The organism is Streptomyces sp. NPDC051217 (assembly GCF_044455465.1).
In the GTDB taxonomy this organism is placed as follows: Bacteria; Actinomycetota; Actinomycetes; order Streptomycetales; family Streptomycetaceae; genus Streptomyces.
In genome coordinates, this window is sequence record NZ_JBITEV010000017.1 from 137,661 (window position 1) to 164,130 (window position 26,470).

Sequence of the window (26,470 nt, forward strand, 5' to 3'; positions counted from 1 at the left end):
GGTCAGGCCCCGGGCGTGCCGTTCAGTCCGCCCAGCCCGCTCAGCGCCGTCCGCAGGTCGGCGGCGGCGCGGTGGAGCACCCCGGTCATGCCGAGCGCGACGGCGGTGTCCACGTTCTCCTGCCTGTCGTCCACGAAGAGGCAGCGGTCCGGGGACACGCCGGCGCGCTCGGCGCCGATCTCGTAGATACGGCGGTCCGGCTTGGCCACGCCCACGCGGGAGCTGTTCACGACACTGTGGGCGAGATCGGTCAGCCCGAGCCGGGTCAGGTCCTCGTCGAGCCAGGACGTCGCGTTCGTGACGAGCACCAGCGGGCAGTGCTCCCGGACGCGCCGGAGCAGGTCCACGACCGTGTCGTCCGTCCGGGAGTCCGCCCTGCTGAACGCGAGTGCCAGGGCCTCGGCCTCGTACGGCGGCACGCGTGGCAGGAGGCCCCGGACGATCGAATCGGCCCACTCTTCGCGGGTGATACGCCCGAGCAGCAGCGGCAGATCGTTCTCCGGGGTGAATCCGACGGACGCCGTGGTGCCCTCCGGCAGGCCCGCCGCCCGCTCAAGACGGGTGACCTCGACGTAGTCGTAGTGGCGGATGACGCCGTCGAGGTCGCACAGCACGGCGTCGAAGGGCCGGTCCACGACCGCCCGGCCGGCCCGGGTGTGCCTCATGCGTTTCCTCACCCGGACTCCTCGCCCTCCCCGCCGGTCCCCCGCCCGTAAGGGGCCCGCTTCGTCGAGCGTGCCGCCTCCACATACGCGCGGACGAGCGGGCGGTTGTCGTCCGCCCGCCAGGCCAGGGCGAGTTGGGAGGGCGGGAGGCCGGCGACCGGGCGGGTGACGACGCCCGGACGTGCCACCAGAGGCGCGTTCCCACTGGCGAGGAGGCAGACGCCGAGTCCGTCGACCAGCGCCTCGTACGTCTCGTCGGGGCTCGCGATCTCGGCCCCGATCACCGGCGGCCGGCCGCCGCGCGCGTCGATGGCGAGCCAGTGGTCACGCAGAGGCCCGGCGCTCTCCGGCAGGGCGAGGAACGGCTCGTCCATCAGGTCGCCGAAGTCGACAGTCTCCCGCTCCGCCAGGCGGTGCGTCTCGGCCAGTGCCACGAGTTGGGGCTCCTCGGCCATCACCGTCCACCGGTAGCGGCCGGCGTCGGGCAGGGGCAGCCAGACGAAGGCCACGTCGCTCGTTGCGTCGGCCAACCCCGCGGTCGTGTCGGACCAGTTGACCTGATGGAGCGTCAGGGCGACTGCCGGGTGCGCGGCGGTGAAGCGTGACCTGATCGCGGGCAGCATGCCGCCACGGCCCGGACTCGTGCTCATCCCGACGGCCGGCGTGGCCCGCCGCGCGGCCTTCGCCGCCTCGAAGTCGGCGAGGCCCGCGTCCCATTCGGCCAGTACGCGCCGGGCGTGCGGCAGCAGCACCGCGCCCGCGCTCGTGAGCCGTACGCCTTGCCGGTCCCGGTCGCCGGACAGCCGTGGTGGCGGTACCGGCCCAGGTCCGGGACCTGACCGGGGGCCCGGTGGGCACCCGCGCGCGCCCGGCTGTGACAGGCCGGTTCAGGCTGCCGGTCCGTGCGTGGGGGCCGTCCGCCGGGTCCGGCCGAGCGTGATCGGGCCGAGGCCGGACGGCAATTGGCGCACCGCCACCGCCACGGCCTCGTGCGCTGTCGCGAACAGGCCGAGGTCCGGGGTGATGAGGCCTCTGCCCACCCCGAATGCGCCGTCGCCGCGCGCGGTCAGGCTGGGTCCATGGTCATGTACGGACCGGTGGAGGTCGAGAAGCGCAGTGCCCAGTGGCTCGTGAACGGGAAGAGGGCGCGCGCAGGTCACCCTCGTTCGCCCCGGTCTCCTGCGCGGCCAGGAGCCGGACCGCGACCCGGGGTGGCAGGCGCGCGTGGCGCCCTGCGGTTCGCTGCGGCCCGGCTCCCATCCCGCGACCGTCGTACGGGGCACGTCGAGCGCCGCGGCGACCTCGGCCTGGGTGAGCCGTGGTCGCCGCGCGGCCTCGCCCGTTCCGCCCGTTCCGCCGGTTCCGGCAGATGCGTACGGCGCGGCCCCGCCTTGAGAAGGGCGTCGACGGGGCCGGGCTTCCTGGGCATCGGCACTCGCTCCTTCGCGCGTCAGTCCTGATCGACGCAGGTGGCGGTGGCCCGGGGCCATGACGATCCGGTACATGAACCGGATCGCAGCGCGTACGGAGGTACTACCGTCCGTCGGTCACCGCGTCCGGCGGGGTGACCGGGGCCAGACTGCCGCTGCGGGTGAGTTTGGCGTACCAGAGGGCGCTCGTCTTGGGGATCCGCCGCTGGGTCGCGTAGTCCACGTACACCGTGCCGAAACGCCTGCTGTAGCCGTACCCCCACTCGTAGTTGTCGAGCAGCGACCACAGGAAGTAGCCCCGGACGTCGGCTCCCGACTCGATCGCGCTGTGTACGGCGGCGAGGTGGTCGCGCAGATAGTCGATCCGCTCCGGGTCGTGGACCTCGCCGTCGGGGTTGGCGTAGTCGTCGAACGCCGCGCCGTTCTCGGTGATCATCACCGGCAGTTCCGGATGGTCCCGCCGTACCCGCATCAGCAGTTCGTACAGGCCGTCCGGGTCGATCGTCCAGCCCATGGCGGTCCGGGGGCCGGGCGTCTGGTGGAAAGCGACGTTGTCGGCGGCCGGCCACGGGCTGTGGTCGCTCGCGCCGTGTCCGTCCGACCGGTGGGCGGGCGGTCCGTCATGGTGGGAGACGAGCGTGGGCGAGTAGTAGTTGACGCCGAGAAAGTCCAGCGGCCGGTTGATGAGCGCGGTGTCACCGTCCTGGACGAACGACCAGTCGGTGAGGGGCGAGGTGTCGGCCACGACGTCCTCGGGGTACGCGCCGTCGAGCATCGGTCCGGTGAAGACACGGTTGGCGAGTCCGTCGATCCGGCGGGCCGCGTCCACATCGGCCGCGCTGTCGGTCAGGGGCCGTACGTGGTGGAGGTTGAGCGTGACGGAGAGCCGCGCGTCCGCCGGGAGCCGGTCCCGCAGGACCTGGACCGCGAGTCCGTGGCCGAGGTTGAGGTGGTGCGCGGCGCGCAGAGCGTCGACGGGGTCGGTACGGCCGGGGGCGTGGACGCCGGAGCCGTAGCCCAGGAAGGCGCTGCACCAGGGTTCGTTGAGGGTGGTCCACGTCTTGACGCGGTCGCCGAGCGCGTCGGCGACGAGGGCCGCGTACTCGGCGAAGTGCTCCGCCGTACGGCGCTCGGGCCAGCCGCCCGCGTCCTCCAGATGCTGCGGAAGGTCCCAGTGGTAGAGGGTGACGACCGGTTCGATGCCCTTGGCGAGCAGGTCGTCGGTGAGGCGACGGTAGAAGTCGAGGCCCTCTTGGGAGGCGGGCCCGGTGCCGGTGGGCTGTACGCGCGGCCAGGAGACGGAGAAGCGGTAGGCGCCGACGCCGAGGTCGGCCATGAGGGCGGTGTCCTCGCGCCAGCGGTTGTAGTGGTCGGCGGCGATGTCACCGGTGTCGCCGTTGCGGACCTTGCCGGGGGTGCGGGAGTAGACGTCCCAGATGGAGGGGGTGCGGCCGGCTTCCCGTGCGGCGCCTTCGATCTGGTAGGCGGCCGTCGCGGTGCCCCAGAGGAACTCGGGCGGAAAGACTCGTACGGAGGGGGATGTGGCCACGGGGGTCCCTTTCAGGAGTTGAACTGTGTGCCGTGTGCGGGTTGTTGGGCCTTCGCGCTGTGGCGCGGAAGTGCTGCGCGGGCGCAGGGGCAGAGGCCCGGGGTACGCCCTCGGGCCCCGGGGGGGGACAGCCGGGAGCCGGGACAGCGGGAAGCGGCGGGCGGGGGTCAGCCCTTGACCGCTCCCTGCATGATCCCGCCGACTATCTGGCGGCCGAAGACGACGAACATCGCCAGCAGCGGCAGGGTGCCCAGCAGGGCCCCCGCCATGATCACGGACTGGTCCCGCACATAGCCCGCGCTGAGCTGGGTGAGGGCGACGGGGACCGTGGGGTTGGTCATGTCGAGCGCGATGAACGGCCAGAAGAAGTCGTTCCACGCGTGCACGAACGTGATCATGAAGAGGACGGCCATGGGCGGCCGGGCGATCGGCAGCACGATGCTCCAGAAGATACGGAGCGAGTGCGCGCCGTCCAGGCGCCCCGCCTCGATGAGCTCGTCGGGCAGCGCCTCCTTGAGGTACTGCCGCATGAAGAACACCCCGACGGCGCTGACCAGCGTCGGGAAGATGACCGACGGGAGCGTCTGCCCCCAGCCCAGCTCGGCCATCATCATGAACAGCGGTACGACTCCGAGCTGCGGCGGCACCAGCATCGTCCCGATGACCAGCAGCAGCAGGAGGTTGCGCCCCCTGAAGCGCAGCTTGGCGAAGGCGAAGCCCGCCAGGGTGGCGAAGAAGACCGTGGACAGCGCGATGGCGCCCGCGACGATGAGGCTGTTCAGCATCGCCTTGCCCATCGCCGCGTCCTGCCAGGCGATCCCGAGGTTCTTCAGCAGGTTCGGTCCCGGCAGGAAGGGCGGTGGGGTCTGCGCGACACGGGTGTTGTCGCTGGAGGCGGCCACCACCGTCCAGTACAGCGGGAAGAGGGAGATGAGCGCGGCGATGCCGAGCAGAAGGTAGGCGAGTGGTCCGGCGTGGTGCGTGCGGCCGGCGCCGGGGCGCAGCGCGCGGCGGAACCGGAAGCGGCCGGAGGGCGGCGGGGACTCGGAGGCCCGCTCGCGTGCGTCCGCCAGGACGGGTGCGGTGTCGATGGTCATTGCGGCTGCTGCTCCCTGGTCAGGACGTGGCGGACGGCGTGGACTCGGCCTTCTTCTGCGGGGCCGTGGCAGCCCGTGCCGGTCGGCGCGCCTTGAATCCGGTGACGACTCGCTGGAGGACGAAGACCAGGACGAGGATCAGGAACATCGCCCAGGCGATCGTCGCGGCCCGGCCCATCTGGTAGTTCTTCCAGCCCTCTTCGTAGAGGAGCAGCCCGAGCGTCTGGTACTGGTTGTCTGCTCCCCCGCTGATGCCGTTCGGCCCCTGGCCGAAGATCAGCGGCTCGCCGAAGAGCTGGGTCGCGCCGATCGTGGACAGCACGATGGTGAAGACGATCGTGGCGCTGATGCCGGGGACGGTCACCTGGCGGAACTGCTGCCAGCGGGACGCGCCGTCGATGGCCGCCGCCTCGTACAGATCCCTCGGTATCGCCTGCATCGCCGCGAGATAGAGCAGGGCGTTGTAGCCGGTCCAGCGCCAGATGACGATGGCGGAGATGGCGAACTGGGCGGGCCACTTCTGGTTCTCCCAGTCGACGTTCTCGATCCCGAAGAAGCTCAGACCCCAGTTGATCATGCCGAAGTCACGCTCGAAGAGCATGGTGAAGACGAGCGCGGCGGCGGCGATCGAGGTGGCGTACGGGGTGAGGACCGCGACCCGGAAGAACGTCGATCCACGGAGCCGGTAGTTGAGGAGATGCGCGAGGCCGAGCGCCATCAGGAGCTGCGGGACGGTGGAGATGACGCCGATGGTGAAGGTGTTGGTCAGCGCGTTCCAGAACCGGTCGTCGTCGATGAGCTCCGTGAAGTTGGCGAGTCCTCGCCACTCCATCATGTCCATGGTGGACAGCTCGACGCGGTGCAGCGAGATCCAGAAGGTGTAGATCAGCGGGTAGAGGCCGAAGGCCCCGAAGATCAGGAAGAACGGGGCGATGAAGGCGTACGGCACCGCTCGCACGTCCAGCCGGTGCAGGATGTTGCGTCGCGACTGGCCGGCGGCTCCGTCGCGGCCGGCGCCGCCCTTCCCGGGGCCGTCCGGGGGCGGGGGCGGCTGCCCGTCGGTGCGGGCTGCCGGGGTGGAGGTGGCCACGCGGGCGTCCTTCCTTGAGGTCTGTGTGGGGCGGTTCGGTGGAACGGGGATGCGGGGGGGGCGCGTCCCGGCGGCCGGGCCGGTCAAGTGGCACCGGCCGCCGGGACTGCCCCTCCGGTCAGCGCGTGGCCTTCTCGATGCGCTCGTCGGTCGTCTTCCACGCCGCGTCGGGGCTCTTGCCCTGGGCCTCGATCAGCTGAAGGCCCGCCGAGAACGCGTCCTTGATGGTGCCGTCCTTGCGCCCGAGGACCTGCTCGTCCGGGATCTCCTTCGCCGCGGCGCCGAAGATCTGGCCGATCGGCGCGTCGCTGAAGTACTCGGACTTGCCGTCTGCCACGGCCGGTATGTCGAGCGCGGTCTTCGAGGAGGGGAAGTTGCCGAGCTTCTCGAAGATGTACGCCTGCTGTTCCGGCGCGGTCAGCCAGGCGATGAGGTCGGTGGCCTCCTTCTTCACGGGGCTGTTCTCCATCACCCCGAGGAACGCGCCGCCCCAGTTGGCGCCCTTGGGCGCCTTGGCGACGTCCCACTTGCCCTTGTTCGCCGGTCCCGCCTTCTCGCTGATGTGGGCGAGCATCCAGGCGGGACAGACGGTCGTGGCGAACGTGCTGTTGGCCAGTCCCGGGTCCCAGCCCGGCTGGAACTGCCGGAGCTTGGCGGTCAGTCCGGACTCCGCCGCGTCGGCCGCGAGCGCCCAGGCGTCCTTGACGACGGGGTTGTCCTTATAGATGAGCTTGCCGCTCTTGTCGTAGAACTGCTGCTCGTCGCCGTAGATCATCGCGTTGAACAGTCCGCTGGAACTGTCCATGAAGGCGAGCTTCTTGTTCTTGGTGCCCGTCTTGAAGTCCCTGCCGACGTCGACGTACTTGGACCAGTCGCCCGCCCACAGCTTCTCGACGTCGGCACGCTCGGTCGGCAGACCCGCCTGCTCGAACATGTCCTTGCGGTAGCAGACCGCCATCGGCCCGATGTCCGTGCCGAGCCCGAGCAACTTGCCGTCCTCCGTGGTGACCTGGCTCGACTTCCACGGCAGGTAGTGGTCGAGACCGGGCGTCTTGGACAGGTCGGCGAACTTGTCCGCCCGGGTGTCGACCAACTCCTTCGCCCGGCCTATCTCTATGCCCTGGATGTCCTTGAGGCCGCTGCCCGCGGCCAGGTGCGTCTGGAGCGCCGTGTAGTACGTCTGCTCGTCGCCGGCCACGTCGGCCTCGATGAGGATGTCGGGATTCTCTTCCATGTACCGGTCGAGGAGACCGGCCTCCTTGAACCCCATGACACCGAAGAGGCCCACGCTGATGACGGTCTTGCCGTCCTTCGTCTTCGCCTCGCCCGTGTCGCCGCCGCCTCCGCAACCGGCCACGAGCACAAGGGAGAGACCGGCCGCCGCGACGGTGGCGAGCGAGGGGAAGCGGTTCGGCGAACGGGGCGGGACACGGGACGGGAGAGCGGAGAGAACGGATCCGAAGCGATGACGGGCGGTGCCCATGTGCTTCCTCCTTGCGGGGCGCGCGACGCGCCGAAAAGTGACTCGGTGAACACACCGGACGCGGGCCCGTCGTCCGGCGAACGAGCGAGTGGGAGCGCTCCCAGTCGGTTGTGGAAGACTCTGCGGAGTGCGTCGCACCGTGTCAAGAGTTGAAGACATTTCCGTTGCCCGGAGATGTCCGGCACCGAGCAGGGCGGAACGGTGTGCCGCGGGCCAAGTGCCCTGGGCAGGCAGGAACCGGACCGCCCTCGGGGGCAGAAGTCAGGAGAAGCGATGAGCAGCCGTAAACACCAAGGTCAGCGGCCAACTCTTGAAGCGGTCGCCGAGCTGGCGGGGGTGGGCCGTGGGACCGTTTCACGAGTCGTCAACGGTTCGCCCGGCGTCAGCGCGAAGGCCCGCGCCGCGGTCGAGACGGCCATCTCGCAGCTGAACTACATACCCAACCCGGCCGCGCGCAGCCTGGTCACCAGCCGGACGGACTGCGTCGCGCTGGTGATCCCCGAGTCGGAGAGCCGACTGGCCGCGGAGCCGTACTTCTCCGCGGTGATCCGCGGCGTGAGTACGGAACTGGCCGACACGGAGATGCAGTTGCTCCTCATCCTGGTACGCGACCGGCGCGAACTCAAACGGCTGACACGCTTCGCGGCGGCCCGCCGGGTGGACGGCGTCCTGCTGGTGTCGATCCACGACGACGACCCGCTGCCGGGCCTGCTCGAAGAGATGCGGATGCCGACGGTCCTCGCGGGCCGGCGCTCGCCCGAGGAGTCCCTGAGCCATGTCCACTCCGACAACGTCGGCGGCGCCGCGACGGCCGTACGGCATCTGATCGACGGCGGGCGCACGACGATCGCGACGATCACCGGGCCGCTCGACATGGACGTCGGCAACAGCAGGCTCCGGGGCTGGCGTGAGGCCCTGGCGGAGCGGGGCATGCCGGTGGACGAGCGCCACGTCGCGGTCTCGGACTTCACCGAGGAGGGCGGGCGTACGGCGATGAGGGACCTGCTCGACCGCGCCCCGGGCATCGACGCCGTCTTCGCGGCGTCGGACGTGATGGCGGTGGGCGCGCTGACGGAACTGCGCGAGCGGGGGCGGCGGGTGCCCGACGACGTGGCGGTGATCGGCTTCGACGACTCGGTCATCGCCCGGCATACGACACCGGCGCTGACGAGCGTGCGGCAGCCCATCGAGGCGATCGGCCGCTCGATCACGAGGCTGCTCCTGGAGGAGATCGCGGAGCCCACGACCGCCCACCAACAGCTCGTACTTCCGACGACGTTGGTCGTGCGTGACTCGGCGTGACGGGACGAGGCCGAGCGGGCCCGTGGTCGGCCACCGTGGCGGAGCGATCACCGCGACCGGCCCCCGGCGGGCCGGGGCCGGCGGGACTCGGAGCCGTAAAAGATCACAGGTTCCCGCCCCGTGCCCTCCGTACCCTCCACGAGCCGAAACCGCATGTGTCTGCCGTCCGTTCGTCGTCCGAGGAGAGCCCCGCCCATGAAGATCCAGTCCGTCGAAACCGTCGTCACCAGCCCCGGTCGCAACTTCGTGACCTTGCGCGTGACCACGTCCGAGGGCGTCGTCGGGCTCGGCGACGCCACCCTCAACGGCCGCGAGCTTGCCGTCGACGCCTACCTGCGTGAGCACATCACCCCCCTCCTGCTCGGCCGTGACGCGGGCGCGATCGAGGACACCTGGCAGTACCTCTACCGGGGCGCCTACTGGCGGCGCGGCCCGGTCACCATGACCGCGGTCGCCGCCGTCGACATGGCCCTGTGGGACATCAAGGCGAAGACCGCGGGCATGCCGCTCTACCAGCTGCTCGGCGGGCGCAGCCGGCACGGGGCGCTGGCGTACGGGCATGCGGCCGGCCGCGACGTCCCCGAGCTGCTGGACTCCGTGCGCGCCGTTCTGGCGCAGGGCTACCGCGCGGTCCGGATCCAGAGCGGCGTGCCGGGCCTGGACGCCGTGTACGGGGTGGACGGCGGCGACGCCGCGACGGGGGCCGGGCTCCGCACCGGCGGCGGGAACGGGGCGGCGGGCGACCACCCGCTGCCGTTCGAGGAGGTGTGGGACACGGCCGCATACCTCCGGCACATCCCGACGGTCTTCGAGGCCGTGCGCCACGAGTTCGGCCCCGAGCTCCCCCTGCTCCACGACGGCCACCACCGGATGACCCCGATCGAGGCCGCGCGGCTCGGCAAGTCCCTTGAGCCCTATGACCTGTTCTGGCTGGAGGACTGCACGCCGGCGGAGGACCAGGCCGCGCTGCGGCTCGTACGGCAGCACACCACGACCCCGCTCGCCGTCGGCGAGGTCTTCAATCACGTCAACGACTACACGACGCTGCTCGGTGAGCGGCTGATCGATTACGTACGCTCGGCGGTCACCCATGCCGGAGGCATCACGGCGATGCGCAAACTCCTCGATCTGGCGGCGGTCCACGGTGCCAAGTCGGGGCTCCACGGGCCGGCCGACATCTCTCCGGTGGGTACGGCGGCCGCGATCCATCTCGACGTGGCGATCCACAATTTCGGTATCCAGGAGTACACCCGGCACTCGACCGACACACTGGAGGTCTTCCGCCCCTCGTACACCTTCGACGGCGGACTGCTGAATCCTTCGGAGGCGCCGGGCCTCGGTGTCGAGCTGGACCTGGAGGCTGCCGCCCGATTCCCGTACTCCCCCGCGTATCTGCCGGTGAACCGGCTGCTGGACGGCACGGTGCACGACTGGTGAGCGCGGTGCCCGGCGCCCCCCGGCCGCGAAACCCGGTTGCCGCCGGCCGGCGCCGCTGACAGGGTCTCCGCGATGCCTACCTACTCCGCGCCTGACACCACACAGCTCGCCTACCACGTGTTCGGCGAGGGCCCTCCCCTGGTCTGCCTGCCCGGCGGGCCGATGCAGTCCTGCCACTACCTCGGCGAGCTGGGCGGCCTCTCGGCGCACCGGCGGCTGATCATGCCGGATCCTCGTGGCACGGGCGGATCCGCCGTTCCGGCGGACTCCGCGTCGTACCGGTGCGACCGGCTCGTGGACGACGTGGAGGCGCTGCGCGAGCATCTCGGCCTCGACCGGATGGATCTGCTGGGTCACTCCAGCGGCGCGAATCTGGCGGCGCTCTACGTGGGCCGCCACCCGGAACGCGTCGGCAGGCTCGCGCTGATCACACCGAGTGTCTGGGCGGTCGGTATCCCGATCCCGGGCGAGGTGCGCCGCGAGACGGTGCGGCCCCGTCACGACGAGCCGTGGTTCCCCGAGGCGTACGCGGCGTTGGAGGCGATCACCGAGGGGCGTGCGACCGCCGACACCTGGGGGGCCATCACGCCCTTCTCGTACGGCCGTTGGGACGAGGAGGCGCGGGCCTACGAGAGCGCCGGGGAGGCGCAGCGCAACGACGAGGCCGCGGGCGTCTTCGCCGGAGAGGGCGCTTTCGACCCGGAGTCCACGCGCGAGGCGCTCGGCCGGTTCGAGCGGCCGGTGCTGCTGCTCGCGGGCGGGGTCGATCCGGGAGCCCCTCCGGTCGTCGTGACCGAGTTCGCCGACCTGTTCCCGAAGGCCGAACTCGTCGTCCAGCCGGGCGCGGGCCACTTCCCGTGGCGCGACGATCCCGAGCGGTTCGTGGCGGCGACGGCGGCGTTCCTGACCTGAGGTCCCGGCGGGCGCGTGCCGCGCGCCGTGCGCGTCCGGTGCGGCGTCCGGGACCGGTACGGCCTTTCCCGCACCGGTACGGCCTTTCCCGCACCGTGCCGGACCCACTCAGACTCATGGCATCGGCGGCGCGCGACAGCGGATCGCGGACGCACCGCGTCGGATGGGGATGTCAGCCACCGGGCCGCATACCGGTATCGGATCGAGGCGTGTCAGATCGCGACGCCGACCTGCTTCAGCAGGTCGTCCGCCAGCTCCGCCGTCGGCCGCTCGCCGTCCAGGAAGACGGTCCCGGCGGGCATGGTGTCCGCCGCCGCCACGCAGCGCACCATCCTCTCCATGACCCACGCGAGACCGGCGGCCTGGCTCTCCGGGTCATCCGGTGCGACCACCCGGGCCCTCAGGCGACGCTCCAGCACGTCTGCCGGAACCTTGAGGAAGAAGTGGTGCATGGTGACCCCGGCGGCGGCCAGCCCGCCGAAGACCTCGCTCACATAGAGCGGGTGCACGAGCGTCATCGGCACCAGAATCGGCCGCTCGTACTCCTTGAGCAGACCCAGCGCCACCGAGACCAACTGGCTTCGCCACAGGGGAAGATCCTGGAAGTCCCCGGTCGGGACGTCCACGATGTCGCGCAGGAGGAGACCGACCTGCTCCGGGTCGTACACCAGCGCGTCGGGCCAACGGCTGTGCAGCTCGGCGACCAGTGTCGTCTTGCCCGCGCCGAAGGAACCGTTCACCCAGACGATCATGTTGTTCTCTCCTCTTCGATTGCCGTGATCCGGTCGAGCAAGGACGTGTAGAGGGACCGCCTGTCGGGCCGCGCGTGGTCGGCCGTGTGCCGGAGCGCGGGGATCACCCGCCGGCCCAGGCGCTGGAGACCGTCGGCCGCCGCGCCGCGTACGGCCGGGTGGGAATGGCCGAGCAGGGCGACGATCGCCGGGACGGCGGGCTCCCAGCCCGCGTGGGTGAGGGTGCGGACGGCCGAGCGCACCACGTCAGGCCGCGGATCGTTCAGCAGCTCCGACGTGTGGTCCAGGTACGTCGCCCGGTCGAACAGCGCTCGGGAGGTCCGGTGGGCGTGCAGGCGGACACGAGGCCGGGGGTGATGCAGCAACTCGCCTATCAGGGTGCGCAGTTCGGAGTCGCCGGGGGTTGCAGGGCCGGAGTGTTCCTCGGCCAGGCGGGTGAGCGCCCGGCGTATCTGGTCGGGGCCCCCGGTACGGGCCAGGTGCAGCAGCTCCTGGCGGGAAGGGGCGCCGGTCGCTGTCCGCTCCGTCAACCGCGCTCGTGCGTCCGTGTGTTGACGTTCGGCGGCCGGGTCGAGCAGCGGTCCTTCGACCAGGACAAGGGTGTCGGCGACCCGGCCCCGGCCCTCGGCGCGCAGGCGGCGGCAGATCTCTGTGAGCTCAGGGGTGCGGAGCAGCGTACGACCGGCGAGCAGGTCCAGGAACCCCCACGCGCCCGCCATCACGCGGTCGCCGAGGATCACGGCGAGCGTATCCGCCGGCACGGCGGCCAGGACGGGACGAACCGCCTCCGGGGCCCGCTGCCAGCGCTCCAGGAGCAGGGGCACGAGCGGTTCCAGCGCGGACGGGTCGAGGCGTACGACCACGCGGGCCAGCCGCTCGTTCCGGATCTCCCCGCTGCCCGGCTCCGTCTCCCGCAGCAGCGCGGCGAGCGCTTCCACCGATACGCCGCCGGCCGGGATCTCGACGTCGACGCGACCGTGGAGGTACGTGCGCAGAACCGCCGAACGGACCTCGGGATCGGGCCACTTGAGCAGCGCGAGAGCGGCCGTGCGACGCCGGTCGGGGTCGGGCGCGCCGAGCATGTCCAGCAGACGCGCGCGCAGGGCCGCCGAACGCGGCTGGTCCAGATCGTCCGCGCGCACCGTCCGGTCCGGTCTCCGCGTGGTCGAAGCGTCGACGCCGGTCTCCGCGAGGGTCCAGGGCGGCGCGTCCAGTGGCTGGAGTGCCGTCATCCGGTCGAGCAGAGCGGACCGGGTCGCGGGGTCGGCCGTCGGATACGAGTCGGCCAACGCGGCAAGCCGCGCACGGGAGCCGGGCAGGGAGGGCGAGGCGTCCGGGATCCCGAACGCCTCGCGAAGTACGGCTCCCTCGGCCCGCGCGGTGGCCGTCGCGGCGAGCGCCCGGTCCAGGTCGGCGCGCACCAGCACGGCGCCGCAGCCGCGCAGGAGGCGCGGCGTCGGCGCGGGCGCCGTGCCGGGCAGCGCGCGTACGGTCGCGAGGACCGCTCGCTTCTCCACCGTCGGCAGTGTGGGGGCCAGCTCTTCGAGCACGGACACGACGTCCCGCCGGTCGTCACCCGAAGCCCCCTTGTCCGTAAGGCACATGAGCAGGAGCCCGACGAACCTCGCGTAGGTCGTCCGTTCGTCGTCGGACAGCCGGCCCGGTCGGATTCCGACCGCCACCCGGACCAGTCGCACCCGCGTGTCGGACATCGAGTCCGGCAGCGAGTCGGCAAGGGCGAGCCAGTTGGCGTGCGTCGGCCGCAGCCCGTGCAGCGTGTGACGCGCGGGCAGTTCCCGACGTCCGGCGATCCGCAGCGCGACGGCGGGCTGCCAGCCGCCGGTCGTCAGCGCGTCGATGTCGGAGAGCGCCGCCCCGCCCTCGCGGCACTCGGCGAGGCGCTCACCCAGCGACCGGCGGGCGCGCGGCTCCTCCGCACGGTCCAGAGCGGCGCGCAGTGTCGCCTCGTAGGCGGCACCGAGGATGGAGCGCAGCGCCTCGACGAGTGCGGTCCTGAGTCCCGGATTGTCGTGCTGGGCAAGCCACTTGAGGAGCTGAGGCACCGCGACCGCCGTGCCCGTCTGTGCCAGCACTGCCGCCGCGGTCTTCTTGACGTTCATGTTCGGGTGGTCGAGACAGGCGGCGATCGCGCCCGACGCCCAGCGAGCGCGTGCGTGGCCGAGGGCGAGCAGCGCCTGCCGTACGGTCTGGATGTCGTCTGCGGTCGTCAGGGTGATGAGGCTCGCCGAGAGCGCCTGCGCGTCGTCGCCGTCGGTGTCCTGGGCGAGCAGCGCGATGACGTGTTTGCGCACGTGGGGGCTCCGATGGCGGAGCAGCCGGTGCACGCGGGGCCGGGTGTGCGGATACGGGATCCTCGTCAGCAGTTCGAGGAGGATCACCCGCTCGTCGTCGGTCGGCCCGGGGCTCGGCCCGGGGCGGTCGAGCAGGTCGAGAACGATGGTCGCGGCGAGCGCGTTGCCGGCCGCGTCGGCGTCGGTGGCGTCGAGCAGACAGATCGGCCGGATCCTGCGCCGGGCATGGAGCCGTCGACCCAAGTCTCTTATGGCGTCGAGGACTTCGCCAGGCACGAGTGTCTCGCCGGCGGCCGGCGCGTTGCGGCGCCCGGCCAGCATGCGCTCACCCAGTGCCAGTTCGGCCACCACGTCCAGGAGCAGGACGGCGATGACCGGGATCGTACTCGCGCCGCCGTGGGCGGCGAGTCCGCGCAGGGCCGTCACCGGGTCGGCCCGGTCCACGCGGGCCGCCAGCAGCGCCAGTTCGCCCTCGTCGGGACCGCCGAGATCGGCGGCGATCCGCGCGGGCAGGTCGGCGGGGTCGAGACGTACGAGGAGGTCCCGGCGCTCCACCGCGTCCTCGGTGAGCTGCCAGAGCAGCTCAAGTGCCCGGTGGCGTACGGCGCGCAGGTGGGGTGCGACGACGCTCTCGCCGTCCGCCGCCGTGAGGCCGAGTCCGTCGCGCAACGCGGCGACGGTCCACCGTCCCCCGATCGCCTCCAGAGTGTCGAGAGCGGCTGCGGGCTCGGTCTCAAGCTGTGTCAGCACGGCCTCTTCGGCCGCTGTGTGCCGCAGCGCGCGCAGCGCGTCGAGGAAGGGCCGCTGGGTCGAAGTGAGTCCCAGCGCACGGGTGATGGCGTCGCCGACCGGGTCTTCACCGGGCTCGCCCATGCCCTGTCCGGCCAGGACGACCAGCAGCGCGAGGCGGCGCGGCCAGTGCGGATCGTCGGCCGGGGCGTCGGTCAACAGCCGGAGCATGTCGTGTCGGCGGGTGAACAGGATGGTGGCGACATCGCGCGGTGCGACGGCGTGGTCGGCCAGCGCGAGTGCGATCACGGCGGGGACGTCGGCGCCGGTGACGAAGTGTCCCCGCCGGTGCAGCTCGCGCAGGCAGGCGACGGCGGGCTCGCCGAAGAGCAGCGGGTCGCGCGTCGCGACTGCCGTCAGCCCGCCGATGTCGTCGCGTGTCGCGAGTGGGCCGAGCAGTTCCAGGGCGCGGCGTCGCAGCCGGGGCGGCAGGTCGGGGTCGTCGACAGCCTGCCGCAGTACGCCGCCGTGGCCGTACCGGGCGAGTGTGGTGAGCGCGGCTTCGGCCACCTCGGGTCGTACGGTCGCTTCGGCGGCGGTCAGCAGGGCCGACACGGCGGATACAGGACCGGGTGGCAGGGGCTCCAACACCGCCCAGGGCTGGGCGAGTTCGGCCAGCGCGCCGGCGACGGTCCCGGCCGCCGCGTCCATGTCGAGCAGGCGATACAGATGGGCCCGTACCAGCGCGGCAGACAGGACTCCGGCGTGCAGACCTTCCCTGGCCAGTCTCAGCGACTCGCCGATCAGCACCGGATCGCCGCTGTCCAGCAGCTCGGCGACCAGTTGCCGTGGCCGGTGGACTCCGGCTGTGCCCGTCTCGCGTACGGCCTGGTAGAGCAGCTCGCCCGCGGGCTCTCTGCGAACAGTGGCCGGATCGTTGGCGATCTCGGCGCGCAGCCAGGCGATCTGTACGCGTACGGGGAGGCCGGCCGTACGCCACTCCGGAGCGCGCCCCGCGACGGCGTACGGCTTCGGCACGTGCGGCCCGAGCCGCGCGTACAGCTCCGCCAGGACGAGCGCGTCCTCCGCCGCCCAGGCTCCGGCGGCCGACAGTGCCGTGGGCAGCAGAGCACCGAGTTCGGCAGGTTCACCTCGGGCGGCGCGCTCTGCGAGGAGCGCCAGCCCCAGCGACCGTACGGACGCGTCCTCGTGCCCGAGGAGCCGCTCGAAGACGTCGGGCGGGCAGAGCGCCGCGTCCACCAGCACGGACAGCCGACGCGCGTCTGCCCGCCGGAGCGCGTCGTCGAAGGCTGCGTCCACTGGGGTCATCGCGATCGATCCTAGGTGCCGCGTCGATCGCCCCACCAGGGAGATTCGGCCGGCGCCGGGAACGAGCCCCGACGCCGGCCGCCGCCCTCAGCGCGTGGCGGAGCCGTCCCGCGCGACCAGCGCCCAGCCCTCGCCGTCCTGACCGCGGACGATGTCCATGACCTGGACCACGGCGTCTCGGTTGAGGGGTCCTCTCAGCCGGGCCATGCGGAATCCGGAGCGCTGGGCGAGTGGTGACTGGGCAGGCGGTGCCACCCGGTCGACAGGGACGTCGACCCTGGTCTCGTCGATGGCCAGGACGACTCCCGCCGTGTCCTGGTTGAAGCGCGCGACGGCCATGAGCACCGCCTCCTCGGTCGGGGAGCAGTGGACAGAACCGTCGCGGGCCAATGACGGCGGCGCGTAGGGCCGGTCCGGATCGGCCAGCCAGTTTTCCAGCACCGCGAAGTGATAGAGCATGAGGTGGTTATAGCCGCCCGGACAAGGCCGGCACGTCCGCACCGCCGCACTCACCGGAACGGACCATCCGCGCAGGGCAGGCCACGACTGTACGGCCCGCGACCGGTGCCGGGCGGGTGGCGGAGAGGCGTGGAGCCGGTCCGGGCGTGGCTACGCCCCGGCCGCGAAGCTCTCCACCGTGCCGGTCAGTGCCTGCCAGGCATGTTCGGTGTCGTCGAAGTGGCCGGGCGTGCCGGACACGAGGGGGAACGCGCTGACCGCGCGCCCGGCCCCCAGCCCCCGTACCGTCTCGCCGTCGGCGGTTCGCGCCGGCGCCACGACGAAGTCCAGTCCGTGCGGATTCCGTGTCCCGCGGGGCTACGGCGGTGTCCATCGCGTCCCGCAGGACGCGGCGGGAGGCCTCTGCCCCCTCCCCGTACCAGCTCTTCCCCGTCAGATCGGCCACGGTCACGGACCACCGTCGCTCGGTCGTACGTCGGAGTCCTCGATGCCGGCGGGTCGTTCTTCCATGCCGGTGGAGGTAGTGGCCCGCCGCCGTACCCCGCACATCGTTGATGGGGTGGAGAGCGCGAGGCGCGGCTGGTAGTTTGCCGATCATGACCAGCCCCGAGGCAGACAGACTCTAGCCACCGGTCGCCCGGTGGCTGATCCGCTGTCGAGTTGACGCCGTACGACCGTGTGAGTCGTGGGTGCGCGCTCGGTACGGCTGTCGCCCCCCGGTCCACCGACGTGTGGGCCGCCTCCGAACGTCGGCACTCGCCGAGTTCCGCGTTCCAGCGTCTTCCGATCCCGTCCGGTCCGTCCTGGCCGCCCGTCGGTGAACCAAACGGGTCTGCCCGGCGGTCGGCGGATCTCCCCCGCGTTGCCCGGCGCCGTGACACACCGTCATGCCGCCGTACGGGCGCGGCCCACCTCCCCCGCGCTATCCGACAGACCGTCAACTCACCTGCCTTCCATGAGGTTTCTCCATGCCATTCGCTGTCTACGTGCTCGGGCTCGCCGTCTTCGCCCAGGGCACCTCCGAGTTCATGCTGTCCGGGCTCGTCTCGGGCATCGCCGAGGATCTGCATGTGTCCATCCCCGCCGCCGGCCTCCTGACCTCGGCGTTCGCCGTGGGGATGGTGATCGGCGCGCCGTTGATGGCGCTCTTCAGCCGTACGTGGCCACGCCGCCGCGCGCTGCTGATCTTCCTGGCCGTCTTCGTGGCCGCGCATGTCGTCGGTGCCGTCACGCCCAGTTACGAGGTGCTGCTCGCGACCCGGATCGTCGGGGCGCTGGCCAACGCGGGATTCTGGGCGGTCGCCCTGGTCGCCGCGATCGCGATGGCCGAGCCGGCGGCGCGGGCGCGCGCCACGTCGGTCGTGGTCGGCGGTGTCACCGTCGCGTGTGTGGTGGGCGTGCCCGCGGGGGCGGTGCTGGGTGAGCACCTGGGGTGGCGGGCCGCGTTCTGGGCGGTGGCTCTCGTATCGCTGCCGGCGCTCGTCGCGATCGTGGTCTCGGTGCCGGACGACCGGCCCGCGACGACCACGAGTTCCTCGGTCACGGGCACCGAAACTCCCAGCGTACGGGCCGAGTTGCGCTCTCTCACCGGCCGGCGCGTGCTGCTCACGCTGCTGACGATGGCGCTCGTCCAGGGTGCGACGTTCGGCGCCTTCTCCTATCTCGAACCGCTGGCCACCCGCGTCACCGGGCTCGGCGACGGATGGGTGCCCGCGCTGCTGGCGCTGTTCGGTGTGGGTTCGCTCGTCGGTGTCACCGTTTCCGGCCGCGTCGCCGACGCGCGGCGAAGCACGTTCGTCCTGGCCGGCATGGTGTCTCTCGCGTTCGGCTGGGTCGCGCTCGCGCTGGGCGCGGTGAGTCCGGTGGCGGTGGTCGCGCTTGTCCTCGTCCAGGGGATGCTCGCGTTCGGCACCGGCTCGGCGATGATCTCCCAGGTGTTCCAACTGGCCCCCGGCGCACCGACCCTGGCCGGTTCCTTCGCGACGGCGGCCTTCAACATAGGTGCGGCGGCCGGTCCCTGGCTCGGCGGGCTCACCATCGACGCGGGCCTCGGTTTCCGGTCACCGGTGTGGGTGAGCGCGGCGCTGATGGCTCTCGCTCTGATCACGGCCGGTGTCACGCGTCTCGTCTGCTCGCCACACCTCACGAGAGCTGCGGTCGCGATGAAGAGCCAGGGCGTGCGGTGAAAGGTGCGTCGTCCGCCCGCAGGGCGACGGACGGGCAGCCGATCTCGGTCATGGCGTTCACGGTCTCCAGGGGAAGGATCGTTTCGATCGACATCCTCAACGACCCCGAGCGTCTGGACCGGCTCGATCTGACGGTCCTGGACGGCTGGGCGAAGGGGAGCGTGCCCGCTATATCGCTGAACAAATGACGGTCAGCGGGACGGCGGGCGCGGGGCCGGGGCCGGGGCCGGGCGTCGTCGGAGTCCTTCGAGGGCCTGGGCGAGCGCCACTTCCAGGTAGTCGATCCGGTCGGTCGCCATCAGCATCCCCGCACCGCCCGACACGGCGGTCAGGATCGCGGTCGCCGACTCGTCGGCGTCGACGGACGCGTCGATCTCTCCCGCGTCCTTGAGCGCCCGTACCCCGGTGGCGAGATGGGCGTGCCATCGGTCGTACAGGCCGGTGACGATGGTCCGCGTCGCCGGGTCCGCCATGCCGAGCTGGGAGGTCAGCGCCGAGAGCGGGCAGCGCTGCCGCTGCGCGTCGTACTTCTCGATGATCCGCCGGTGCCAGGCGTCCCACGCGTCCCAGGACGACAGCTCGCCGAGCATCGGCTGCTGGTCCTCCAGCACCTGCTCGGCCTCGTACTCGGCCACGGCGAGCAGCAGGTCGGACTTGCCGGCCGGAAAGTAGTGGAAGAGCTGGCTCTTGCTGGTCGCGGTCGCCGCCCTGATGTCGTCCAGATTGACGTTGGCGACGCCCCGCTCCCGCAGCAGGCTGGCCGCGCCTTCCACGATCCGCTGTCTGGTACGGGCTCCCCTGGCTGTCAGCACACGCGGAGCCTACCAAGTCTGGACCGTGCGGTCCATTTCTCGTGTTACGTTGTGGACCAAGCGGTCCAGTCCCAGTCTGGCCCGGTCCGACTTTCGCAGGAGAGAAGCGCACCATCATGGGCACACGTCTGCAGAACAAGACGGCTCTCGTCACGGGATCCACCAGCAACATCGGCCGGGCGATCGCCGTCGCCGTCGCCGCCGAGGGCGCGCATGTCGTCGTCTCCGGCCGCAGCGCGGAGCGCGGAGCCGAGGTTGTCGAGGAGATCAGGTCGGCCGGCGGACGCGCCGACTTCGTCGCCGCCGATCTCGACGGAACGTCCCGGGCGAGCCGTACGCTCGCGGAGGAGGCGACGCGCGCGCTCGGCGGGCGGATCGACATCCTGGTCAACAACGTCGGCGTCACCACGGGCGGTGCGAGCACGCCGGACACCACCGAGGCGGACCTCGACCTGGTGTACGCGGTGAACGTGAAGGCGCCGTTCTTCCTCACCGCCGCGATCGCTCCCGCCATGGCGGAGGCGGGCGGCGGCGCCGTCATCAACCTCGGGTCGTGGGTGGCGCGCCTCGGCATCCCGGTGGGCAGCGGGTACGCGGCCACCAAGGGGGCGCTGGAGACCCTGACGCGCGCCTGGTCGGCCGAGTTCGGCTCGCGCGGGGTGCGCGTCAACGGCATCTCACCCGGAGTGGTGCGCGCCCCCGAGCCGGGCGGCACCGGGCCGCATCCGGCCGCCACCATGATGAACGGCACGCCCGCCGGAGCCATAGGCATGCCGGACGCCGTGGCCCACGCCGCCGTATATCTCGCCGGGGACGAGGCCTCGTTCGTGCACGGCACGGTGATCGACGTCGACGGGGGTCGGGTCGGGGTGGCGGTCATCTCCGCCGCATGAGCTCCTGTTCGGCGCTTCCGTCAGGCAGGCTTGACGTCAAGCCTGCCTGACGGAAGGGTGGTTCCCATGCCCACACCTGACGAACTCGAACGCGAGTTCACACTCCCCGGCGCCGTCGCGCGCCACGACGCACTGCGGACCCGCGACACCCTCGCGTCCCCGGCCGACGAGGACGACTCCCCCGACTCCCCCAATCCCTCAAATCCCTCCGACCACCCGGACACCGACGCGCTCACGCGCGCCGAGTCCCTGGAGATGCTCGCCCTCGGCGAGGCGATCGCCCGCAAGGCCGGATACGGGCGACAGCTCTCCGTACGGTCCGCCCGCCGGGCGGGCGCCTCCTGGTCCCAGATCGGCGCGGCCCTGGGCACCAGCAAGCAGGCGGCCTGGGAGGCGCACAACCGGTGGATCGACGAGCAGGCACAGGGACCGAGCGCCGGGCACTGGGGCTGGGACGCGGACGAGGTGGCGGCCGCACGCCGGCTCACCGGCGAGCCGGACGGCTCGTAGCACCCGCGGAGCAACCATGGAGCACCTACGGGCGAGACGCCCGGCCGACCACATGTCAACATCGAGTTGACACTCAAGCACTGTCAACCTACCGTTGACACATGACGCATCCCATCCGGCTCGACGATCTGATCGACGCCATCAAGAAGGTTCACACCGACGCTCTCGACCAGCTTTCCGACGCGGTCATCGCCGCGGATCATCTCGGCGACGTGGCAGATCACCTGATCGGTCACTTCGTGGACCAGGCACGACGTTCCGGTGCCTCCTGGACGGACATCGGCCGCAGCATGGGGGTCACCCGGCAGGCCGCCCAGAAGCGGTTCGTCGCGAAGGCCCAGGACGAGGGGACCGAACTCGACGCCAGCCAGGGGTTCAGCCGCTTCACCGACCGGGCCCGGAAGGTGGTGATGGCCTCCCAGGAGGAGTCCCGCGCCGCCGGCAACGACCAGATCCGGCCGGAGCACCTCGCACTCGGTCTGCTGAGCGAACCCAAGGGAATCGGTGCCCTGGCCGTCTTCGCGCAGGGCGTGACCGCGGAAGCCCTGCGCGAGGCGGTCGAGGCCGTCCTGCCCCCGGCCGTCGCGGAGGTGCCCGACCTCATTCCGTACGACGCGGGCGGGAAGAAGGCGCTGGAACTCACCTTCCGCGAGGCCCTGCGCCTGGGGCACAACTACATCGGGACCGAGCACATCCTGCTCGCCCTGCTCGAACAGGAGGACGGCAAGGGGGTGCTCAGTGGGCTCGGCATCGACAAGCCGGCCACCGAGTCCTATGTCGCCGAGGCGCTCACCGCGATCGTCGCGGCACAGGAAGACGCTTGATCCGAATTCCGTACCGGCTGTTCCCGCCCGGCATTCCCGGGCGGTACGTCCCGGCCCCGGCGCGCCTCCTCGCGAGCGCGCCGGGGCCGGCGGCGTAACCCTCAGGGCCGTCCGGCCGCCGGGACTTCCTCGTCCGCCGGCACCGGACCGGGCGGGGTACCGTCCCCGAAGGGGCGGCCACCGAGCTCCTCGCGGTGGTGCGGTGTCAGCCAGCCGGAGAGATCAGGTCCCAACGGGACGATGCCGGTGGGATTCACGCCGGTGTGCACCATGTAGTAGTGCCGCTTGATGTGGTCGAAGTCGACCGTGTCACCGAAGCCCGGCGTCTGATAGAGGTCCTTGACGTATGCCTGGAGCACCGGGTCCTCGGTCAGTTTGTTGCGATTGCACTTGAAGTGCCCGTGGTAGACGGCGTCGAAGCGGACCAGCGTGGTGAAGAGCCTGATGTCGGCTTCGGTGATGGTGTCCCCCACCAGATACCGCTGACCGGCCAGCCGCTCCGACACCAGGTCGAGCCGGCGGAAGACATCGCGGTACGCGCGCTCGTAGTCACCCTGCTTCGCCGCGAAACCGGCCCGGTACACACCGTTGTTGACGTCCAGGTAGATGCCCTCCATCACCTCGTCGATCTCGTCCCGCAGCGGCTCGGGATACAGGTCGGGCGCGCCGGGGCGGTGCAGCGCCGTCCACTCGGTCGCGAGGTCGAGCGTGATCCGCTGGTAGTCGTTGGTGACGAGCTTCCCGCTCGGTACGTCCACGATCGCCGGCACGCTGACACCACCGGGGTAGTCCGTCTCGCGCGCGTCGTACGCCTCGCTGAGGAAGCGGATGCCCAGCACGGGGTCCCGGTCGTCGGGATCGAGGGTGAAGCGCCAACTGCGCTCGTCCTGGATCGGGTCGGCGATGGCGACCGGGAGCGCGTCCTCCAGGCCGAGCAGCCGCCGTGAGACGAGCGCGCGGCTCGCCCAGGGGCACGCGCGGCTCACCACCAGCCGGTAGCGGCCCGCCTCCACCGGCCAGCCGTCCCGGCCGTCGGCGGTGATGCGGTCGGCGAAGTGACTCCTGGAACGCCTGAAGGGCTTCCTGCCGTACGCCGCGTTCCCTTCCCTGCCTTTGGCGTCCGTGCCCCTGGCTTCCGTGGCGCCGGTTGCGTCGCTCATGGCCGTCCTTCCCCGGTCGGGCCTCCTGAGGAGAGCCCTGGGCCGGACCTGGACCGTCGGCCGGCCGCTCTCCCCACACACTGTTCCACGCTGTCCAGCATGCGCGGAAACACACGTGCGGGCACCGCCGGCGTACGGGAACAGTCACCGTCCGGGACCGCCCGGGGGCGTGTGCGGGGCGGGGGACCCTCTTATGCCGCACATAACTACGCCCCGGATGGCGCAAGAAGGGCAGATGTGGGTTTGTTGTAGCAACGCGTGCGTGCCGATCACGCAACGTGACCAACACGGTGTGTGCCCACCCGTGAAAGTCGACACAAGGGAGCCGCGCCATGCCGCTCGACCCCACCACCCCCACCAACAACGACCCCCACTACGAGGAACTGCCCCACCCGGACGCCGACAGGCCCGCCGGATCGCGGGACCCGGTCACGGAGTCCGGCGAGGAGCCCATACGCACGCTGCTCTGGACGGCCGCCACCTACCGGCCGCTGGAGGAGGTCGCAGCGCTGGTGATGCTGCTCAAGCGGACGAGTGAGGTGCCCAACCCCGGTGACGAGGCCCTTCGGGTCGCCGCCGTGGCGCGTCCGATAGACGAGGTCATGCAGCTCGTCGCCATGCTGAACGAGCCGCCGCACGAGTTCGACGAGGCCGACACGACGCTGCGCGCCGCGGCCGTCGGCCGGCCGGTCGAGGAAGTGGCGCAACTGGTCGCGTATCTCGGCACCCAGGAGAACGAGCCGCCCTTCGCGAGAGCCCACCGGACCACGGGCCGCCGGAAGCCGGCGCCCACACTGTTCGGGCGGCCCGGCGGGGGCGCACGGTCCGACGACGGGACCCGGTCCGACGAAAAAGCCCGGCCCGACCAGAACCGGCACGACGCGTACGCCCGTCCCGCCGGGCCCGACGACCGCGACGGCGGCAATGGCCGCCGCGAGCGTCCCGGCCTCCGCGAACGAGACACCCCGGCCGGCCTCGTCGACCCCATGGCCCGCACCCCTCGCCGCGCCGAGCCCGAGCACGTCGCGCCGTGGACGAGCGCTCCCGCCGGTCCGCCGGCCGAGGTGCCGCGCCTCGCCCCGCCGGCCGGTCGCCGGCCCCGGAACCGTACGGCTCCCTCCGCCCCGCGATCCCCCCTCCGTTCCCCGCTGCGCTGGTTCGCCGCCGTCGCGCTGCTCGCGTGCGGTGCGATCCATCTGCCGACGGACTTCGCCGGTGTTCGGTCCGGCGGGTACGCGGACGCCGTCTCCCTCGTCGTCACCGTGCTCTGCCTGATGTTCGGCGTGTGGCTCGCGGTGGCCGACACCGCCCGGATCTGGGCGGCGAGCGCAACAACGGCGGTCGGGATCATCGCGGCTCACACCCTGTCGAGCCTCGGCGCCATGGATCTGCTCCAGAGCGGTCCGGGCGCGGACTTCGGCCGGTCGAGTCTCGTGGCGGTGGGCTGCGCCGGGGTCCCCCTGACGCTCGCGGGCCTTGCCCTGACGCTCCGACAGAAGACGACGGAGAGGACCGCGCGGCGCTCACCGCGGCGGTCGGCGCCGGCGTCGGGCAGCCCCTACGACGCCTGAGAATCCCCACCTCACACCCCGTCCCCCGTTCGCGGTCTGTCACCGACCACGAGCGGGGGACGGTCGCGTCGCGACGCTCCTTCACCCGCCCGACCGGCCGGTGACCGTGCCGTACCAAGGTCCAACTGATCGTTCATACAGGCCTCTTGACGTCAACGCGGCGGCCTGTATGGTCTAGGCCAAGTGGTAAAGACCTTTGCCGAATGCACGCGCCATTGAGTGCCTTCGGGAAAGGCCGCCCACCACCGCCCTTCGCGCCTCTTGGCCCCACACCTGAGAGGCCCGCCCGCACCGTACTCATGTCCCCCCACGGACCGGTACGGCACGGGAAGACCTGATGTGAAGGAGTACGCATGCATTCGAAGAGGAAGATGGCCGTCGCCCTCGGTGCGGTGATTGCGCCGATCGTCGCGATAAGCCTTCCCGCGGGTTCCGCGAGCGCCCACGGTTATATCTCCGACCCGCCGAGCAGGCAGGCCCAGTGTGCCGCCGGAACCGTCAGCTGCGGTGACATCAAGTACGAGCCCCAGAGCGTGGAAGGCCCCAAGGGCCTGACCAGTTGCAGCGGCGGGAATTCCCGCTTCAGCGAACTGGACGACGACGGCAAGGGCTGGGCGGTGACCCCGATCGGCTCCAGCCAGAACTTCAACTGGAAGATCACCGCGCGGCACGCCACCAGCACCTGGCAGTACTTCGTCGCCGGTCAGAAGGTCGCGGAATTCAACGACGGCGGCGCGCAGCCCGGAGCGACGGTCACCCACAACGTCAACTTCGGCGGTCTGTCGGGCAAGCAGGAGATTCTCGCGGTCTGGAACATCGCGGACACCACGAACGCGTTCTACGCGTGCATCGACGTGAACATCGGCGGCTGACGAACTCTCCCGCGGAGCCGGTAACCACGATCCCTCCGCCGAAGAAGCGCTGACCGCCGAGCGTTCGCCCGGTGCCCCTCCCTGTGCCGGACGGTGCCCGATCCCCGCGCCGGTGAGCCCCTGATCTGCGAGAAGGGGCTCACCGGTGCCGCTCGACCAACCCCCCACACACCAGGGCCGCGGCATGTTCCCGAGGCCCTTCCAAGGAGTGAATCCCTTGCGCAAGCGCCTTATCGGCCTGTTCGCCGCGACCGCGTCGGCCGCCGCTCTCTCCCTGACGTCGCTCGCCCCTCTCTCGTCCGCCGCGGAGAAGGACGCCGCCGACTTCATCGTCAGCGAGTCGCAGTTCAACCAGATGTTCCCGAACAAGAATCCCTTCTACACCTACGGCGGGCTGAACGCCGCGCTGAGCGCGTACCCGGGATTCACGGGAACGGGCAGTGACACCGTACGTAAGCAGGAGGCCGCGGCATTCCTGGCGAACGTCAGTCACGAGACCGGTGGACTTGTCCATGTGGTCGAGCAGAACACCGCCAACTACCCGCACTACTGCGACGCTTCACAGCCTTACGGCTGCCCGGCCGGCACCGACAAGTATTACGGCCGCGGACCGATCCAGCTCAGCTGGAACTTCAACTACAAGGCGGCGGGCGACGCGTTGGGCATCGATCTGCTCAACAACCCCGACCTCGTGCAGAACGATTCCGCCGTGGCCTGGAAGACCGGCCTCTGGTACTGGAACACCCAGAGCGGTCCCGGCACGATGACCCCGCACAACGCGATGGTGAACGGCGCCGGATTCGGTGAGACCATCCGCAGCATCAACGGCAGTATCGAATGCAACGGCGGAAACCCCGCCCAGGTGCAGAGCCGTATTGACAAGTACACCCAATTCACCGGAGTTCTCGGTGTGGAAACGGGTGGCAACCTCAGCTGCTGACGCGGCCCTCGGGACGCGGACGAGGGGTGGGGCCCCCCGGGGGGGGGGGGGCCCCCCCCCCCCGGGGGGGGGGGGGCGCCCCCCGGGCGGGCCGCCCCCCCCCCCCGGCCCGGGCCCCCGGCCGGCCCGCGGGGGGGGCGGGGGGGGGGGTTGGGT

22 protein-coding genes and 2 pseudogenes are annotated in these 26,470 nt (G+C 71.3%); 11 read left to right on the plus strand and 13 right to left on the minus strand.

Annotated elements, in window-relative coordinates; translation table 11 throughout:
• Positions 1-2: 2 nt before the first annotated feature.
• The 7 genes and pseudogenes from ACIBBB_RS30590 to ACIBBB_RS30620 all read right to left on the minus strand — a co-directional run bounded on the left by ACIBBB_RS30590 (position 3) and on the right by ACIBBB_RS30620 (position 7,314).
• Positions 3-665 (minus strand): HAD-IA family hydrolase, encoded by a 663-nt coding sequence (locus tag ACIBBB_RS30590; RefSeq protein ID WP_398987701.1) that lies wholly within the window; start codon positions 663-665, stop codon positions 3-5.
• An 8-nt stretch (positions 666-673) separates the two neighbouring features.
• Positions 674-1,456, minus strand: a pseudogene (locus tag ACIBBB_RS30595) (LysR substrate-binding domain-containing protein); the annotation flags it as partial.
• 96 nt (positions 1,457-1,552) lie between these two features.
• Positions 1,553-1,803 (minus strand): annotated as a pseudogene (locus tag ACIBBB_RS30600) (DUF6193 family natural product biosynthesis protein); the annotation flags it as partial.
• Positions 1,804-2,198: 395 nt separating this feature from the next.
• Positions 2,199-3,644, minus strand: coding sequence for a GH1 family beta-glucosidase (locus ACIBBB_RS30605; protein WP_398987703.1), 1,446 nt, complete (start codon positions 3,642-3,644; stop codon positions 2,199-2,201).
• 167 nt (positions 3,645-3,811) lie between these two features.
• Positions 3,812-4,741, minus strand: a complete 930-nt coding sequence (locus ACIBBB_RS30610; protein ID WP_398987705.1) for a carbohydrate ABC transporter permease — start codon at positions 4,739-4,741, stop codon at positions 3,812-3,814.
• Positions 4,742-4,760: 19 nt separating this feature from the next.
• On the minus strand, positions 4,761-5,831 hold the full coding sequence (locus tag ACIBBB_RS30615; RefSeq protein ID WP_398987707.1) for a carbohydrate ABC transporter permease: 1,071 nt from the start codon (positions 5,829-5,831) through the stop codon (positions 4,761-4,763).
• A 118-nt stretch (positions 5,832-5,949) separates the two neighbouring features.
• Entirely contained in the window at positions 5,950-7,314 is a 1,365-nt protein-coding gene (locus ACIBBB_RS30620; protein ID WP_398987709.1) for an extracellular solute-binding protein, read from the minus strand.
• A gap of 273 nt (positions 7,315-7,587) precedes the next feature.
• Between ACIBBB_RS30620 and ACIBBB_RS30625 the strand changes: the two genes are divergently transcribed.
• From ACIBBB_RS30625 to ACIBBB_RS30635, 3 genes are all read left to right on the plus strand, one after another.
• Positions 7,588-8,616 (plus strand): LacI family DNA-binding transcriptional regulator, encoded by a 1,029-nt coding sequence (locus tag ACIBBB_RS30625; protein WP_398987711.1) that lies wholly within the window; start codon positions 7,588-7,590, stop codon positions 8,614-8,616.
• 195 nt (positions 8,617-8,811) lie between these two features.
• Complete coding sequence (gene manD, locus ACIBBB_RS30630) at positions 8,812-10,053, plus strand: D-mannonate dehydratase ManD (protein ID WP_398987713.1); 1,242 nt, start codon at positions 8,812-8,814, stop codon at positions 10,051-10,053.
• A gap of 72 nt (positions 10,054-10,125) precedes the next feature.
• Entirely contained in the window at positions 10,126-10,965 is an 840-nt protein-coding gene (locus ACIBBB_RS30635; RefSeq protein WP_398987715.1) for an alpha/beta fold hydrolase, read from the plus strand.
• 212 nt (positions 10,966-11,177) lie between these two features.
• Here ACIBBB_RS30635 and ACIBBB_RS30640 read toward each other — a convergent pair whose 3' ends face one another.
• From ACIBBB_RS30640 to ACIBBB_RS30655, 4 genes are all read right to left on the minus strand, one after another.
• Complete coding sequence (locus tag ACIBBB_RS30640) at positions 11,178-11,717, minus strand: AAA family ATPase (protein WP_398987717.1); 540 nt, start codon at positions 11,715-11,717, stop codon at positions 11,178-11,180.
• The gene (locus tag ACIBBB_RS30645; protein ID WP_398987718.1) at positions 11,714-16,087 is read right to left on the minus strand and encodes a HEAT repeat domain-containing protein; all 4,374 of its coding nucleotides are present in this window, start codon (positions 16,085-16,087) and stop codon (positions 11,714-11,716) included. Before ACIBBB_RS30645 ends, ACIBBB_RS30640 begins: the two co-directional genes overlap by 4 nt.
• 87 nt (positions 16,088-16,174) lie before the next feature.
• A complete protein-coding gene (locus ACIBBB_RS30650; protein ID WP_398987720.1) occupies positions 16,175-16,546 on the minus strand; it encodes a DUF952 domain-containing protein in 372 nt (123 codons plus the stop codon).
• 150 nt (positions 16,547-16,696) lie between these two features.
• Positions 16,697-16,864: a hypothetical protein gene (locus ACIBBB_RS30655; RefSeq protein ID WP_398987722.1), complete on the minus strand. Its 168-nt coding sequence runs from the start codon at positions 16,862-16,864 to the stop codon at positions 16,697-16,699.
• 650 nt (positions 16,865-17,514) lie between these two features.
• On the opposite strand from ACIBBB_RS30655, the gene ACIBBB_RS30660 reads away from it, so the two are divergent.
• Together ACIBBB_RS30660 and ACIBBB_RS30665 are read left to right on the plus strand one after the other, a co-directional pair.
• Positions 17,515-18,732 carry a Cmx/CmrA family chloramphenicol efflux MFS transporter gene (locus tag ACIBBB_RS30660; RefSeq protein WP_398987724.1) on the plus strand — a complete coding sequence of 406 codons (1,218 nt, stop codon included), beginning with the start codon at positions 17,515-17,517 and terminating at the stop codon, positions 18,730-18,732.
• Between the two features lie 50 nt (positions 18,733-18,782).
• Positions 18,783-18,920: a hypothetical protein gene (locus ACIBBB_RS30665; protein ID WP_398987726.1), complete on the plus strand. Its 138-nt coding sequence runs from the start codon at positions 18,783-18,785 to the stop codon at positions 18,918-18,920.
• Positions 18,921-18,923: 3 nt separating this feature from the next.
• Here the strand turns inward: ACIBBB_RS30665 and ACIBBB_RS30670 are convergent, their stop codons facing one another.
• Positions 18,924-19,544: a TetR/AcrR family transcriptional regulator gene (locus ACIBBB_RS30670; protein ID WP_398987728.1), complete on the minus strand. Its 621-nt coding sequence runs from the start codon at positions 19,542-19,544 to the stop codon at positions 18,924-18,926.
• Between the two features lie 116 nt (positions 19,545-19,660).
• Between ACIBBB_RS30670 and ACIBBB_RS30675 the strand changes: the two genes are divergently transcribed.
• The 3 genes from ACIBBB_RS30675 to ACIBBB_RS30685 all read left to right on the plus strand — a co-directional run bounded on the left by ACIBBB_RS30675 (position 19,661) and on the right by ACIBBB_RS30685 (position 21,771).
• Positions 19,661-20,437 (plus strand): SDR family NAD(P)-dependent oxidoreductase, encoded by a 777-nt coding sequence (locus ACIBBB_RS30675; RefSeq protein WP_398987730.1) that lies wholly within the window; start codon positions 19,661-19,663, stop codon positions 20,435-20,437.
• 66 nt (positions 20,438-20,503) lie between these two features.
• A complete protein-coding gene (locus ACIBBB_RS30680) occupies positions 20,504-20,947 on the plus strand; it encodes a hypothetical protein (protein ID WP_398987732.1) in 444 nt (147 codons plus the stop codon).
• Between the two features lie 101 nt (positions 20,948-21,048).
• Complete coding sequence (locus ACIBBB_RS30685; protein ID WP_398987734.1) at positions 21,049-21,771, plus strand: Clp protease N-terminal domain-containing protein; 723 nt, start codon at positions 21,049-21,051, stop codon at positions 21,769-21,771.
• Positions 21,772-21,872: 101 nt separating this feature from the next.
• Here ACIBBB_RS30685 and ACIBBB_RS30690 read toward each other — a convergent pair whose 3' ends face one another.
• A complete protein-coding gene (locus tag ACIBBB_RS30690; protein ID WP_398987736.1) occupies positions 21,873-22,931 on the minus strand; it encodes a glutathione S-transferase family protein in 1,059 nt (352 codons plus the stop codon).
• Positions 22,932-23,263: 332 nt separating this feature from the next.
• On the opposite strand from ACIBBB_RS30690, the gene ACIBBB_RS30695 reads away from it, so the two are divergent.
• The 3 genes from ACIBBB_RS30695 (at position 23,264) to ACIBBB_RS30705 (ending at position 26,314) form a co-directional block, all read left to right on the plus strand.
• Complete coding sequence (locus ACIBBB_RS30695) at positions 23,264-24,502, plus strand: hypothetical protein (protein ID WP_398987738.1); 1,239 nt, start codon at positions 23,264-23,266, stop codon at positions 24,500-24,502.
• 353 nt (positions 24,503-24,855) lie between these two features.
• Complete coding sequence (locus ACIBBB_RS30700; RefSeq protein WP_398987740.1) at positions 24,856-25,374, plus strand: lytic polysaccharide monooxygenase auxiliary activity family 9 protein; 519 nt, start codon at positions 24,856-24,858, stop codon at positions 25,372-25,374.
• A 217-nt stretch (positions 25,375-25,591) separates the two neighbouring features.
• Positions 25,592-26,314 (plus strand): chitinase, encoded by a 723-nt coding sequence (locus ACIBBB_RS30705; protein WP_398987742.1) that lies wholly within the window; start codon positions 25,592-25,594, stop codon positions 26,312-26,314.
• The last annotated feature ends 156 nt before the right edge of the window (positions 26,315-26,470 follow it).